General features: G+C 36.0%; 12 protein-coding genes and 1 other RNA gene. 2 read left to right on the top strand and 11 right to left on the bottom strand.

Features of this window, described 5'->3' with window-relative positions; translation table 11 throughout:
• A partial coding sequence (locus DU53_RS11850) for an ATP-binding protein (RefSeq protein WP_161484740.1) occupies positions 1-156 on the top strand: 156 nt, incomplete at its 5' end.
• 37 nt (positions 157-193) lie between these two features.
• Here the strand turns inward: DU53_RS11850 and DU53_RS12740 are convergent.
• The 8 genes from DU53_RS12740 to DU53_RS03200 all read right to left on the bottom strand — a co-directional run bounded on the left by DU53_RS12740 (position 194) and on the right by DU53_RS03200 (position 11,157).
• Positions 194-352 carry a hypothetical protein gene (locus DU53_RS12740; protein WP_235599682.1) on the bottom strand — a complete coding sequence of 53 codons (159 nt, stop codon included), beginning with the start codon at positions 350-352 and terminating at the stop codon, positions 194-196.
• A gap of 568 nt (positions 353-920) precedes the next feature.
• Positions 921-1,643 (bottom strand): hypothetical protein, encoded by a 723-nt coding sequence (locus DU53_RS03225; RefSeq protein WP_063727434.1) that lies wholly within the window; start codon positions 1,641-1,643, stop codon positions 921-923.
• 222 nt (positions 1,644-1,865) lie between these two features.
• Entirely contained in the window at positions 1,866-5,036 is a 3,171-nt protein-coding gene (locus DU53_RS03220) for a DEAD/DEAH box helicase family protein (RefSeq protein WP_082853781.1), read from the bottom strand.
• A gap of 1 nt (position 5,037) precedes the next feature.
• Positions 5,038-6,876: a site-specific DNA-methyltransferase gene (locus DU53_RS12415; RefSeq protein WP_201029983.1), complete on the bottom strand. Its 1,839-nt coding sequence runs from the start codon at positions 6,874-6,876 to the stop codon at positions 5,038-5,040.
• A gap of 4 nt (positions 6,877-6,880) precedes the next feature.
• Positions 6,881-8,239 carry a hypothetical protein gene (locus DU53_RS12410; RefSeq protein ID WP_201029982.1) on the bottom strand — a complete coding sequence of 453 codons (1,359 nt, stop codon included), beginning with the start codon at positions 8,237-8,239 and terminating at the stop codon, positions 6,881-6,883.
• Positions 8,240-8,311: 72 nt separating this feature from the next.
• Positions 8,312-9,277, bottom strand: coding sequence for a hypothetical protein (locus tag DU53_RS03210; RefSeq protein ID WP_063727433.1), 966 nt, complete (start codon positions 9,275-9,277; stop codon positions 8,312-8,314).
• Positions 9,278-9,643: 366 nt separating this feature from the next.
• On the bottom strand, positions 9,644-10,039 hold the full coding sequence (locus tag DU53_RS03205; RefSeq protein WP_063727432.1) for a hypothetical protein: 396 nt from the start codon (positions 10,037-10,039) through the stop codon (positions 9,644-9,646).
• Between the two features lie 188 nt (positions 10,040-10,227).
• Positions 10,228-11,157 carry a hypothetical protein gene (locus DU53_RS03200; protein ID WP_063727431.1) on the bottom strand — a complete coding sequence of 310 codons (930 nt, stop codon included), beginning with the start codon at positions 11,155-11,157 and terminating at the stop codon, positions 10,228-10,230.
• A gap of 639 nt (positions 11,158-11,796) precedes the next feature.
• Here DU53_RS03200 and fabG point away from each other — a divergent pair.
• A complete protein-coding gene (fabG, locus tag DU53_RS03195; protein WP_063727429.1) occupies positions 11,797-12,543 on the top strand; it encodes a 3-oxoacyl-[acyl-carrier-protein] reductase in 747 nt (248 codons plus the stop codon).
• Positions 12,544-12,599: 56 nt separating this feature from the next.
• Here fabG and ssrA read toward each other — a convergent pair.
• The 3 genes from ssrA to rsmA form a co-directional block, all read right to left on the bottom strand.
• Positions 12,600-12,952, bottom strand: a transfer-messenger RNA (tmRNA) gene (ssrA, locus tag DU53_RS03190).
• A 25-nt stretch (positions 12,953-12,977) separates the two neighbouring features.
• Complete coding sequence (locus DU53_RS03185) at positions 12,978-14,690, bottom strand: sigma-54-dependent Fis family transcriptional regulator (protein WP_082853783.1); 1,713 nt, start codon at positions 14,688-14,690, stop codon at positions 12,978-12,980.
• Positions 14,683-15,501 carry a 16S rRNA (adenine(1518)-N(6)/adenine(1519)-N(6))-dimethyltransferase RsmA gene (rsmA, locus tag DU53_RS03180; RefSeq protein WP_012744565.1) on the bottom strand — a complete coding sequence of 273 codons (819 nt, stop codon included), beginning with the start codon at positions 15,499-15,501 and terminating at the stop codon, positions 14,683-14,685. The genes DU53_RS03185 and rsmA overlap by 8 nt, the downstream gene beginning before the upstream one ends.
• Between the last annotated feature and the right edge of the window lie 6 nt (positions 15,502-15,507).

Here is a 15,507-nt window from a genome sequence, read left to right as displayed (position 1 = left end):
TTAATTACAACGAATCTCGTGTTCTCAGAATGGATAAAGATTTTCCATGATAAAGCCCTAACCATGGCATTGTTAGACAGAATTACACACAACGCTTTGATCCTCAATATGTCTGGAAGAAGTTACAGAAGAAGGGATATTTTAGAAGATACCTGAGGTGGGTAGCGGGTCATTTCCTTATGGCCCTCCCGGGTCAAAAACCTATTGACTTTATACAATCTTCCCCACTATAAACCTTTTCTCCGTATACTTCTAGAAGACGTTGAATAGTTGATGGGGTGAGTTCTAAAGATGATAGGGTATAATCTTCGAAGTTAATGTAGAGACACCTCTCCGGTGCAATTTCTTTCATCAGATTCTGAATTATAAGATAAAGCAAAGTTGATTTCCCGGCTCTACGGGGCCCTGAATTACAATCGCTCCGTGGTAATCCATAAAGGGTTTTATCTGTGAAAGCACCCTCCTCGGAATTATATTTAGTTGCTGATTACCCCAGAGGTTCCACCTTAATAAAACCTCGAAAAATTCTTCATCATTCATCATAATCACCGAAGAAATTATAACATATGACCTCCGCACAGGTCAATATTATAAAATCACGACCTGTTTGCAGGTCATACAGATATCTGCATAGAAAAATAAAAATATAGCAGGTGGTAAGAAAAAACGGTGGCGTGTAAAGTCTATAACAAATCTTTGATTCGGGAAGGCTCGGGAATACACAACGATTAAGAAACACGATATTACATCCCGAAAGCAATTCCAGGCCGGTAGGTCACATAACCCTTGGCACGAAGCAAACGGAAAAGTCGTATGCCGGAAAACTGCATGTGCTTTTTCTCACTTGGCTTTCTTATATACACGATAGGTCCTCAAAAAAAGAGTCTGTCCCCTATTTTTTTGTTCCTATTTTAATGCCCCTATTTTTTTAAATCTTTTCCCACTTCTCCATCAAATTGATATGTTGCTTCTAACAGAACGTCTATAAGGCATTTGTTGCTGGAATTTGTGCCTCTACAATTAGAAATAGTGAGTCCGTATATCATTGATGCGTTCTTTCCCCTAAAAATGTTAAGCACTTCTATTAACTCAGGCAAGAGCTTTTTAATCATATGGTGCAAGTTTTTGAGTTCCTCGAGATCTACAAGTGGAATAGAACGCCTTCGAAAAATTTCCTTCATATCTAAGTGTGCTAAAACTTTATTCCTATATTTTCTGATATCTTCGTATTCCTTAGATAATTTTTTAATATGCCCTCTTAGTTTCTCCAAGATTTCTTCAATTTGTGCAGCTTGACTCGTTTGTACATGTATTTCAACGAACTGCACCATACTATAAAGCGAGATGTTAATGTTTTTTTCCATTGACTCCCTATCAAAAAGTCTTGAGATCATGAAGATTTCCTGATCTATATACACATTTAAGGTTAAGTGCCAGTAAAATGAGGTTGTAGCCGACTGGAACCTATCGAAAGGTTGAAGTATAAAGATTCTGTCTACAATCGTTGTTAGATTAGATAAATACACTAAATTCCAATCAATTATATCAACTAATTTCTTGAAATACTCTCTCGTCCAAGGATAAAGTTTGTTCGGTACGTCTTCCTTTTTAAAATCACTTATAGCATATTTTCGTTGCCCCATTTTCCTCACCTCTTCTTCGCCATTAACTGCCCCCCTTGTCTTTATTCCAACTGTCTACTTTTTACCTGTCCAATTCTTCAGGAGAGCAGTATACAATAACCGCAGCCGCGAATCTCGGTCACCGGATCTCGATTTTCGAATAATTGAATGCACTTGCCTTCTCTGAACTCACATGTTTGTCGCTGTTTTTCTCTATTTTTCATTTGGCTCTGTCGTTAATCATTATCCATTTATTCCTCCTACCCTTTCAAAAATTTTCTCGATGTACTCTCTATCTTTTTGGAATATTATATTGTGAGATTCAAATTCGTCTTTTGAATGTTTACCATCACCAAAGGTTGTTTTAACATCGTCATAGGAAGACACCGACAGGATAAACGCATCCAACTGTAAGCTAGTATTTTCATTTCTGTTTTTCAAATCTTCATTTACTTTATTTTCTATATCTTTAATGTAGGAAGCGCACAATTGAATTTTCTCATCGTTAAAGTTTCCAAGACTTCTAATTCCTTTTGGATCAACAAAGATCATATTCTGCTTGTTTTTATCTTTAACCCAAATAATAAAGTCAGGATAAAAGCCTGAACTAATAAAAAAGCCAACCCCTTTTCTAGAAAGATTTCTAAGGATAAAAACTTCTTTATCTTTAAATCTATGAGGATTGGATTGCAAAAAGTTTTTAAGATCCATCACAAACTTTGTTTCACCCTCATTTAATTTCACAGGAATTGACTTTATTTCTTCTTTATTCTTTCTCCAAATTATAAGAGGAGTGTATATATGGTTATCAAAATGTACAATAAAAGAGTCCCAATTTTTCCAGCTTTTAGGTATTTCATCTTTGTCCGACTTATATTCTTTGAGTTGATTCACAATATCTGCAATATCGTTTGATAACTTCTTTGGAATCCTTAGAATGATTTCATTGTTTTCCGGATACATATTCTTATGCTTATCACCTAATGTTAGTGGTTCAACCTCTAGGTAGTTCATTGTTTTTCTTTTCTCTTCTTTCCTGTAAAATTTGAAAATGTAGTTCTTCACAATCATTAGAATAATCTCATGAAATTTTCTTACGCCATCAAATGAGTAAATTCTTAAGACAGGTTTTCCATTATTATTCTCAACACTTAGCCCTGCTGATTCACTTAAAAATATTTGATATTTTCTTGATTTTGCTATTCGCTTTATAACTTCTCTATCAATAATCAAATTAAACATTCCTTTTGTGATTTTATAATTCATAATCTCCGAATAGAGAGAATTCCAGTCAATAATCTCAAAATACTCTTCTGGTATTGTTAACGACTCGTCTATTACCGTATCTGCAGTTCCAACGTTCAAACCATGTGTTATGGTAATCTTTGGCCTCAGATCGATCTTAATATTTCTCAAAATTTTTTCATCAACAGTAAGCTTAACAGTATGTTCAATGAAATCGAAGTCATCTTTTGTTTTTATCGTATATATCTTTCTTTCCCATTTTTCTGGATTATTGAATTTAATAGGAATGGTTATTTCCTCATAATCTACTTCTTCTTTTTCTATTGCTGTCAGAAATGCATTTATATAATCTGCATTTAGTCCAAAAATAAATAGTGTTTGAAGAGCTTTTAATTTATAATCTGGATTCTCTTCTCTTTTTAAGGAGTAGTTCTTACCTTTTAATCGGACACCTCTTCCAAAAAGCTGAATGATTTGTGGTCCCTCGCCCTTCCCCATATTTATCAAGCCCATATTTGAAACACGCCATGAGTTCCAACCTTCAACGAACTTTTTTGACCCTATGAGGATGTTTATGGGAGAGTTGTTTTCGTTTATTCCAAAAAACAGTGAATTGTTAAAATGGTCTTCTTTAACCTCAATCTCTGATTCTTCAATTAGTTTTTTTAAGGAACGGACATCACCAACATTAATAACTCCAAAGTATTTTTCCCCGGTACTTGTTTTAAGTCCTAATTCTCCTTCTGCATTCTTTATTTCATAAAGTTTCAGTTCACCTTTTCCATTGAAAACCTTTTGATAGATGCCATCAACAATCTCAGTAGCAGGAGAATTTTTAATAAACTCAAACTTCCCTTTAAAAATGTCAATGCCTTCATTATCAATAAGCCCAGATTTCCCTTCCAATATCTTTCTAATGTTTTCTTTTAGATAATTTTCCTCTTTGATTATTCTGTCCAAAAATTGAATTATCCTTACCACATCCGAATTGGTGCCTTTTCCCTTAACCTTACTACCAACAAAAATCCATAAAGGTTTCTCTATTTTGTGTTCCCTTAAATCTTCCCTATGTTCTTCAAAAATAATTAACTGCTCATAAAAGGATAATAATCCTGCGGTAAGTAATAAATCTCTCTGTGCTTCCGTGTATGCATCTTCTCTTATGTTATAAACATAAAAATCTTTGCCATATCTATCAGTATAGAAGTATTTGTAAGAGTAATTAAAAATTATTGCTTTTGTGTATTCATTATAAAGTTCAATATTTGTTTGATTTGATTTCCCACCTTTAGGTTGCCCTGATTTTGTAAATTCTATAATCTGTCCAAATGTAGCACTATATTCAAAAACCAAACCATTCTTTGCTACGGTTTCTCTAATATTTTTCCATCCAGTCTCACTTTCACCACCTGCTCCTTTGTGCCCTTCATCAATGAAGACCAAATTTTTGCCGTCAAAAAAGGAAATATCTACACTTACGCCTTCTCCTTTCTTTTCTTTCGTTAGCTTACGAATATCTATAACCAAAATTTCCTTGTCTTTAGTTTTTAGATTGTCAATGTTCCCATCATACAACTTGCACGGAATTCCACTCAACTTTAATTCCTCATAATGCTGTTTTGATAGTTCTTTATTAGGAGTAATAAGGACAATGTTATCCCAATTATTTTTTGAATGCTTCAAAATTTGCCAGTAGTTTATATGCATTATTAGGGTTTTCCCGCTACCGGTAGCCATCCAGAAGGCAAGTTTCCGAAGATCTTTTTCCATGAAAGGAGATATTTCTGTTCTGTTTTCACTATTAAAACTCTCCAAAAATTTATTTAGTTCGTTTAAAAATCTCTCCTTGTCGTTGTAGTATTTATCCAAGAAAATTTCAGTAAATAAAACCGCAAGGTATTGAAAATATTTTAGGTTAAAGTTCGGTTGTCTTCTGTTTTGTCTTAATCTTTCTACATATTCTCTTATCGCTTCATCGTATCTTAAAAGCTCCTGCTCCCAATCCGGTTTTAAACCAATCAAAACATCTACAAAATAACTTCTTCCTGTGGAATCATAATCTTCTTCTGTATCACTTAGTTTCTCCCTTAATTCATCAAACTCATTAAAGCCAATGAGATTAAGAAAGTATTTGTTTAATACTAAGTGTTTCTCAAGTTTCACTGACATCTTATTCCACCTTCTCAAACATTAAAGATTTAAACAAAGGCTCTACTGGTTTAAATCCCTTAACCACTGCATCTCCGTTTATGTAAATTTCATCTGGCTTAAAGTCTTTTATGTTCTCTTCAATAACTTCCTTATCCTTTTCAAAGTCAATATCTTTTATACTTCTCCAAATAATGGCTATTCTCCTGCCTTCCTTTTCTCCAAAGACAAAAAGATACTGCCTGTTGTTGTCTTCTAAAGTTTTATAACCTTTAACATGCAAACCTAAAAGGTAATTGAAGGTTTCCGCAACATCTACAGTAATAGTTTTTGGCTGATAGTTTTCTATGATTTTTAGTTTATAATTGAAGGGATCTTTGAATTCATCTAAGTTAAGGAATGTTTTACTGTTTTTGGTTTCCCACTCAAGCATGTATTTGACAAAGTAATCGGTGAATTCGTCAGGTGTCTTTTGCGGCTTTTCAAACTCAATGTTTTCTAATGCGTCTTCGTATTGTTCTAAGGTGTGGTATTTGAAGAAAACTCCAATTCCATCCATTTCTTGTGGTTTTCCATCTTTCCAATTAAAGGAATATGCCACTTTCTTTATTCTCGGAATAATCACGGTATCAAAATAATCGGCCATTTCCACCAAGATAAACTTTCTTTTCCCTGCGTCTTCTTTGTTCAGTTTCATAACTGCGTGGGCGGTAGTTCCTGAGCCTGCGAAGAAGTCGAGGACAACTGTATCTATCTCATATCTCATAGTAGCTTTTACAATTTCATAAATAGTCCACATGGATTTTGGGAAGTCGAAATTTCCTAATCCCATTTGTTTTATTAAAAGAGTTCCATATCTTTTCGCACTATACTTTGTATCAGTCCAGACCGTTTTGTAATTTATTAGTTTTTTGGACCTCATTATGATGTATTTTTTCTTTTTCAAGTCGTATCTTACAAATAGTTCGTCTTTAATTTTTTCTACAGATTGTCTCGAGAAAACCCATTTTCTTTCTACACCTTCATCATCTATAGGGTATACTTCAACTATTCCATCTTTTCGAACTACATTAGAAGAAACAGGATGAATATCTAAAGGAAGAGGATCTCCAAATCCTACAATTTGTCCATTTTTCACTAAAATAGGATAAAAACAATTCGGTCCGCTTTCTCTCAGGTAATTGACAGTATCACCTTTCGCTGTGTTCATAAATTGCCGAATATCTGCTGTTTCTTCAGTTCTTTCTTCAGGATAAATGACCCTTCCTTTAATAGGGTATATAAAGTATGCAAATTCATTAGTATAAGAAAAATTATCGCCTTGGATTCCACTTGGATTATGTATAATAGAAATCATAGTTTTTTGGTAATCCCCAAAGATCGAATCTATGAGCAATCCAAGTTTTTCTTGCTCATTTTCGTCTATCGACACAACATATACACCTTTAGCATTTAAAAATTGTTTACTTAAAGCCAGTCTATTTTCCATCAAACATAGCCACGAAGAATGCTTATAGTTATTTTTATACAGTATTTCTGAACTTTTTGAATTAAATGGTGGATCTATATAGATTGTTTTTATCTTTTCCCTATACTTACCCAAAAGCAAATTCAAAGCCTGCCAGTTTTCACTCTTAATCAAAACTCCATCCAGAATTTCATCTAAATCATTACTTTCACTTAAAGCAACCAATAATTTCCACTTAAACTCTTCGTCAAAATATTTGGTATCAATTGGCAACTTCTTCCATTCCTTACCATTTAACTGCAACTGTCCATTATCCTCGATTAAATCAGCTTTGTCCTTAACCTCAATTCCAAACAATTCCTCCCATTCTTCTAACTGCTTTTTATTATTCAAAATCTCATTTAAAATACTCTACTAAAAACTTTTCCCCCGCAAACTCCCTGATTTTGTCTAATGTAATTACATAGTGTGTATCAATAACAAACTTTTTCTTCTCCCAAATTTTTTTCTGAAAGTTTTCAATCTGTGCTAAAAACTCAATAATCTTTAAAGCAATGTTCCTAAATGCCCTGATTCCAATTAAATAAAGCCTTAACTTATCAAAGTAACCGCTCTCATCTAAAACCTGTAGATCTTCAACTCTTAAAAATTCGTTCTTAATATAAAAATCCAGTTCTCTTTCCAGAAATCTTTTCAAGTCTTTATGAATGAAATAATCTGTCGTGTTTCTTCTTGTGTATCTGTAAAGGTGCTTTTCAATTAGAGATTTTTCTCCTTTTTTTTCAAAGATTAGCCTTGCCAGGCTATTTTCTGGAATTTTTTCTTGTAAGGTTTTTACAATTTCCTCATTTATTTTGTCCTGAATCTTTTGATTGCCATATTTTTCTTTTTCTTTATTGGTCAAAATCCTATATTCAAAATAAATGTTTAGCTCTTTCTTCTCTTCATCAAAATCAAAAATCTTCTCATCCAGGATAAAAAACTTCTTTTCCTGCGCTTTGACATTGCCTTTTTCTTCTTCTGCTTCTACAACCCTAAAATTAACCGTTACTTTTCCATACAGTGTATTTTCATAAAATGTATATTTTCTAAAATACTCTGTTGTCTTTATATAATACTGATCTTTATTTGCCCAATAGAGTAAAACTTCTTCACCGTTGTAAGGAACAACATACTTTTCATTTTTTCCATACCTTCTTTTACTTATGAAATCTCCGTTATCGTAATATCTTGAAAAGAAGTTAATAAGATGATTAAAAATCTCTTTTTCTAAATTTTCAGTGATTTTTATAGATTTAATTTCTCTTTCTTTTTCATAATATTCTCTTCCAAGAGGCGTATTTCTAAATGGTTCTTTCAAATCTCCGTTCTCGAAGGCACCTTCTCCAAAAGCTTCTTTTATTTTCCGCTCTGTCTTTTCAATTTCTTCTCTCAATTTTTTTCTCTCTTCTTCGTTTAAGGAATATAATTGCTTCTCAATTTCGTTTATCAATTCTTCATCAATAAACTTTTCAAGCGCTTTCCGTTTGTAATTCATTATTCTGTAAATACCAAAATCTAAGTCTTCATTTTCAAATTGAAATAATTGTTTAAGCAAATCCCTTAGTTTTTCTTTTAGCTCACTGCCCATCTTCTCACCTCTTTTTTTAAATTCTCTCCTCATAAAATTCACTACATAGTCCAGGGCCTTCATAATCCCGCGTGGAAGCTGAAACGATTTCATTTTTATCTGGGTCACGTTTTCCATCTGTTTCAATATTCTCTTTTTAGCGACGTTCCGGATATATAGTATGAACCTAAACTTCTTGACAGAGATATTTTTCAGAGATTAGATACATTCCCAGGGGAATTTTTTTATACTTTCATTGTTAAATCCATATTCTTTAAGAGTATGCATTATCACCTTCCATATCAAGTAATTCGTAAGTGTTTGGAGGTCAAGAAGTTCTAAGAAACTTATTTTTCTTTTGTCGGGAGGAAGTGTTTTTCCATGAGCTGCTTTTTTGTTTCTAATTTCATTGTGAAACTTGTATATTTTATTTATAATCTTTTCTTTGCCTTTATACCCAACATACTCGTCAGGGTCTACTCCTCTCTGGATGAGTTTCTTTTTGTACTTCTTCTTATTTGAGGATGGTTCTCCAAAAAGTTGTTCAATTGCTTTGCAACAAGCTACTATGGCAACCTCTACTTCAGAACGCTCTCGAAAATTTTCAGGATATTCCTGTTTATCCAAATCACCATCAAAGAACTTCACTTTATCAACTGTATATGCGTTTAGACTTTCGCTATAGAACCTAAGAGCTTCAAAAATGTCCTCATCTATTGTTGCTTCGACCATGTTCCATATTTTATCCCAACTTGATTTAAAGATGGTTGGATGACTATAAATCATAACGTCCAACATATCATAGTTTTCAAAGGCTTCTAGCAATACAAATTCGTTGTCAACAACAAACTTTTCATCGATTGTATATACTTCAACATACTGTCCAAATAGAACAGACTCATTAAATAATCCCCAACAAAGCAAAAAAGACTCCGCAATTCTTTGGGCAATTTCATGATCATCTCTTTTCGATATCAACATTACTTTTCGATCCATTACAGAAGTATGATACGTGGACTTACCTTCTGTAATTTTCTTAATTCTCCTTTTATTAGGAACAATATATATTGGCTGAGCCTCAAAATCAAAGTTGCGTAGCTTAAACTTCGTAGGCTTTATAAGACTGGAGCTTTCTTTGTCTTGACTATAACCCCACGTTATCCCAAAGATCACATATTTAGCCATTCCCCAATCCTGCCCTTTCTGGTGAACAATAGCTAATTGCCAATTTCTAAACAAAAACAAATACTATTTTTCCTATAAAAATAGTATTCTTTTCCAAGATACATTACAAACACAAGTATTGCAAGAACTCCATTAATACGTATTTCCACTTTATTTTCTATTTTTCCATGAAAATTTCTTCAATGCGTTGTTTTTTTACTTACAAATCAGTTTAAAAATAAAATAACAATCAAAAACTTTTAAAAATTCTAAAGTGTAGAAGTTTTTCACTCTTGGTATAAGGCGGAAATATGTAAGTGTAGAACTTTTTTACTTTCGCTAGCGCTTTTTGTTTGATTTTTAAATAACGAGTTTATAGATATTTACTCACTTTATACCCGTGTAATCTTTGCCTGTTTTAACGTCTATTCGTTTGTATGTAGAATCTCTGAATGTTTTTACCCATTCATAACACCTTTTTATTTCTTGATAGTCTGGATAATCTATATATGCATTGTCGCTTTTCTCAATAGCTTTTACAATTCCAGGGAATTTTGCTGCATATTCTTTAACCAAATTTAGCACTTCTTCGGTATAGAACCAGGTATTTCCCACTTTCTTAACAAATTGGGGATTCATCACATCCCTAGAAGTCGATTTGATCTTCAAACCAAGGTTATACTCGCGATCGTCTGCTTTTACTTTAACAGAAGATAATATTTTTCCCACGCATTTTGCATTGGTTCCGATTTCTTTAGCAATATCAGTAGCTCTATACCACATAACTTCACTTCCGTTAGGAACTTTTGATATCACGATATTTTAATGGGAGAACGCAATAAACTTATTTGAACAACAAAGAACTAAGGATAATTCCGTACTCTTTTCAATGGCCTATTTTTCCATTATTTATTCTGTTAACTTGAAATGTATAAGTTTAGATTGAAAGGCGAAATAGTATATAAACGCCATTATGATTCGTTCAGTAGTGCATCAATTTTTTCATCCCAACCTTTAAAATGTATAATCCTTGCTTTTTGCAAGTTTTCATTTAATATTTCAGCTTTGGTTAATTTGGATAATTCCTCCCAGTTGCTATCGAATATATATGTAGCATTGTTAGTAAAGATGCTTTCCAGTACAAATGTGTTTTTCATCGTAAATCCAAATACAATGTACCCACGAAATCCCGCTTTTCCAATTGCAACAAAATCGGGTTTATAACTATTAATTATTTCGATTCTATGCAGCACAACTTCTCTATTGCCTTTTTTGGCATTCTTAATAAAGGGATCAATTTCTTCCCTTAACTTCTCCCATGGTCTTTTTCCTGGCGGTAACATTTCCCAATTTAACCGTATAATCTTCGGCTTCAAGATAGTCTTCAATTCATCATCTAATATTTCGCATTCCCCAAACAATTCCAAAACTAAATTAATAGCATGAATAAGCATGCTCTTGTTTTCCATTGAATATTCCAATAAAGGAGTAACTACATATTTTTCTCCCTTTTCGGTTATCATTAAGGTTAATTCAATACTATAAGGTGGAATAAAAGTTCTTGGATATCGTTTATAGGGTACATCAACAAAATCACTGACCTCAATCGTTTTTCCACGACCCGCCCACTGTTTCCATGTCCATTTAACAGTTCTATACACTGTTTCCATAGGTCGATCTCTATGAATTATATATGAACCTTCAGCATTTCTTTTGGAAACAGGACCAAATTCTGGACTCGGTAGAACTGTCTCACCCGGCTCAAGTCTCGAAGAAAAACCTACCATATTGAGTTGGTCTTTAAATCTGTTTAAGTTAGAAACACCAAATCTAATCAATTGTCCTTCTTTCAAGATTCTCAAGTCGTTCAAACTCAAAACTCTTCTTTTTTTGATTATCACAATCCCCCTCCCTCCTAAAACTTAAGTTTGTTGTTAAATCAAAGTTATGAAAGAACATGATTTGGATTGTTTGTGAACTGAAATTTGTAGTTAGGTTTCACCTCTACCAACAATATAAGGATTTGTCCTATCATATTCTCTTTTTCCTATTTTACATATCAGCAATAGGATTATCATGCTATCCTGAACAAATTGATCAATATCAACACGTACGTTCAACAATATTACTTTTAGTAAAAATCACCGTTATTATTTTACCATCTGGTTATAGCAATAACAAAATCAGCCGTTGCTCAATACTGTTGTTTGCTTTTTTTAAAGAACATTTCTTCTGTGGTCATCGTGATGATAGAATTATGACGGTATAGGTTATAGGAATTATGAGTTAGGAATTAAGAGTGATGAGTTATGAGTCAGGAGCTTAAAATGATGAATTATGAATTAAGAGTTATGAGTTTGGAGTTATGAATAGAAAATTATGAGTTATGAATTAAGAGTGATGAGGGGTTTATACAGCTTTTCTGAAAAATCGAACAGAAAAAATAATGGTCTTTCACGTTATAATATGGCTGTGGAGAATCAAAAAGTCAGGTGGAAATTACAATCTTAAGAGAGCAATAATGAAGCGGAGGGATGAATGTGAGATTGAAAGAGAAAGTTGTAATTATTACGGGAGCTGCGAGCGGTATCGGTAAGGCAGCGGCGAAGCTATTCTGTAAAGAGGGGGCAACGGTTGTTGCATGCGACCTGAATGAAGAACTCCTGCAGGCATTAAAAGATGAGACGAAGGATTTTGCTGGTGAGATTTACCCCAAGAAACTGAATGTAACAGATAGGGAAGCCATTAAGGAGCTTGTTGAGGAAATCAAAGAAAAGTTCGGGAAGATCGATGGTCTCGTTAACAATGCGGGAATAACAAGGGATGCCCTGTTGCAGAGAATGACTGAAGAGAATTGGGATATGGTTATCAATGTAAACTTGAAGGGTGTTTTCAATATGACTCAGTTTGTTGCACCGGTTATGCTGAAGCAGGGCTATGGTTCGATTGTAAACACATCATCTATCGTCGGGATTTACGGGAACATCGGGCAAACGAACTACGCTGCTACAAAGGGCGGCGTTATAGCTATGACGAAGACCTGGGCAAAGGAATTTACCAGAAAAGGTGCGAATATAAGGGTTAATGCTGTGGCACCGGGATTTATAAAAACCCCTATGACTGAAAAGATCCCGGAGAAGATCGTTAAGATGGTTGAAGAGAGGATTCCGTTGAAGAGAATGGGAACGCCTGAAGAAATCGCCAATGTTTACCTCTTTCTCATTTCCGATGAATCGAGCTACATAACCGGACAGGTCATCGGCGTTGATGGTGGTCTTGTTATCTAACGTTTTTGAGATCAAATAATAAAGGGGAGCTGTTTTAGCTCCCCTTTGTTTTTATCTGGTGGAGGCGGCGGGAGTCGAACCCGCGTCCGAAGCCGTATCCCCCGTGGGCTCTCCGAGTGCAGCCTGTGTTCATTGTCGGGAAGTTACACCACACAGGCAAGGTGCACTTCCCCGAGCTCCTATAAAGTCCCCGGGATTGCGGAGCTCAATCCCGAGCAAGGTTCGGAGCTATGACACCCTTCTGCGAGGTCCCGAACCACAACCTCACAGGGGCGGCTGCTTACTCTAATTAAGCAGCGAGAGCAAATTCAGTGTTGGCACTTTTCTTTGTCCGGCTTTTTAACGCGGTACCGGAAACCTCGACTCGCTCCCACGGGTTCAACGGCCCCGTCGAGACCGTTTCGCCCCCGTATTTATTAGACAGTTATATTTTATCACGGTTCGAAGTTTCTGGCAGTATCTATGCCGTATCTTTCGAGTTTGTAGTAAAGGGATCTAATACTTATGCCGAGAATCTTCGCGGCGGCTGTTTTGTTGCCTCCGGTTGCCTTCAAGGTGTCTTCAATGATCTTTTTTTCGTAGTCAGCCAGGAGATTCGGGAGCTTCCCTATTTGGGCGGCTTCGCGGTGAAGATTCTCCAGTTCTAATTTAGGTAGGTGGTGCTTTCTGATGACTCGTTCATCCGGTTCCATGTTTATCATGGAACGCCCGAGAACGTTTTCAAGTTCTCGCACGTTTCCGGGCCAGGGATAGTTCATCAGGACCTCGAGGGCTTCATCGTCTATATCCTCGACGAGCCTGCCGTATTCCTGGTTCAGTCTTATCAAAATTACCCTGGCAATTTCAGGAAGATCTTCTATATGATCTTTTAATGGCGGGATAACTATTGGAACGACATTGAGACGGTAATAGAGGTCGGCGAGGAACTTCCCTTCGGCAACCAATTGTTCTAAATTCAAGTTGGTCGCGGCTATAATCCTGACATCGAGTTTTTGTGGTTTTGTCCCGCCAACAGGGATTATCTCTTTATCCTGCAAGAATCGCAGGAATTTTGACTGTACGGAGATACTCATCTTGCCGATTTCATCGAGGAAGAGGGTTCCCCTGTTCGCTTCTTCAAGAAGACCTCGTTTGCCGCCTTTTTTTGCTCCGGTGAAAGCACCGTCGGCGTAACCAAAAAGTTCCGACTCGAGTATGGATTCCGGTAGCGCGGCACAGTTCACGCTAATAAAATTCTTATCGGCCCTATCGCTGGCGTTATGGATGGCATGGGCAAAGAGCTCTTTACCCGTTCCACTCGGTCCTCTCAGCAAAACGGTCATGGGTGTTTTCGCAACGCGTTTTGCCTGTTCGATAGCGACACGCATTTTTTGAGAGTTGCCGGCTATATCATCGAAAGTGTATTTGGCCTTCACGTATCTCAGCAAGCGTCTTGTCTGTTCCAGCTCTCTTGCCAGTTTTTCTATTTCGGAGAGGTCGTGAATAACAGCAACACTTCCTTTGAATTCGTTGTTTACGAACAACGGGGTAACGTTGACCGCGACGTCTTTCTTCGCGGGTCCTACTTTCAACCGGGCGTTGAGTATGGGTTCCTTCCGCCTTGCTACCTCAAGATGTAAAGAGGAACCTTCAGCTATGTCAACGGTCGCGAGTTTTCCTATGACGTATTTTGCGCTCATCCCGGTTATTCTCGTGTAAGCGCGGTTCACCAGAACGATTTTTCCTTCTTCATCCGCGACGGATATGGCATCATGGGTCGAATCGATAACGGCCGAAAGGAGGGCTTCTATTTCTCGCAGGTTCGTAACCTCTTCAGCCAATTTTTTAATACTGGTTATATCCCTGAAAACCGCCATGACGGCGTAAACATTTCCTTCTTCGTCTTTTAGCGGTATTCGTGAAGTAACAATAGTTTTATCGCCGAGTTTTTGGATTCTGTTGTATTCAGGTTTTCCGGTTTTCAAGACTATATGCAGCCTGGTGTTGGGTATCGTTCCAACAACAGGCTTTCCAAGAGCTTCATCCTTTTTGAGGTTCAGAATGTTGCACGCTTCGTTGTTAATGAGGATTATTTTCTCTGAATCGTCTATAACTATTACGGCTTCTATCAAGGCGTTAACAATGGTTTCAAGAAGTTTTTCACTCATTCTTATTCCACCTTTTCGAAGCTTCATAGAGTTTCACAAAGCTTTCGATGGTCAATTCCTCCGCCCTCACGTTGACAGAAAAACCCAGCGATCTTAGAAATTCCTCCGGATTATCTATGATGGGTTTCAAATTGTTCTTTAGTTTTTTTCGTCTGTGTGAGAAAGCAAGCTTTACAAAGTTCCTGAACCTTCTTTTTTCATTTAAAGGTACAAGGGTTTGTTCCCTCATTATTAACTTTACCACGCTGGAGTCAACTGCGGGAGCAGGGATAAAAGCTTTCCTGGAAACGTTGAACAACCTTCTAACCATCGTAAAAGCCCCTATTGTAACCGTAAGTGCCCCGTAGGATTTGGACGACGGTTTTGCAAGCAAACGCTCAGCATATTCTTTTTGAACCATCAGTATGGCGGCTTCAAAGGCCGGCCCTTCGAATAGAATTTTTTCCAGAATAGGCGAGGTTATGTAATAAGGAATGTTGGCGACGTAAAAAAGCGGCCGGGAATCATAGTCTTTAAGATCTGCTTTGAGAAAATCCTCGTAAATGATCTGGATGTTCTTATCGCTTAATAGTTCTTTGTGAATCTGTTCAAAGCGTTTGTCGATCTCAAAGCCAATTACTTTTTTCGCTTTTTTGGCGAGTTTCAGCGTCAGGGTACCGAGTCCGATCCCGATTTCTATAACCGTTGCCTCGTCAGTTATTCCAGAATCTTTTACGATTCTCGAAAGGATTCTCTCATCTTTGATGAAATTCTGACCCAGCGAGTCTTTTAGGTGTATTCCATATTTTCTCAGAATATCGGTGATATTCATATCTCC

Source organism: Kosmotoga sp. DU53, assembly GCF_001639905.1.
In the GTDB taxonomy this organism is placed as follows: domain Bacteria; phylum Thermotogota; class Thermotogae; order Petrotogales; family Kosmotogaceae; genus Kosmotoga; species Kosmotoga olearia.
Note: the sequence above shows the minus strand (reverse complement) of the source record. Positions and strands in the feature narration are given on the sequence as shown.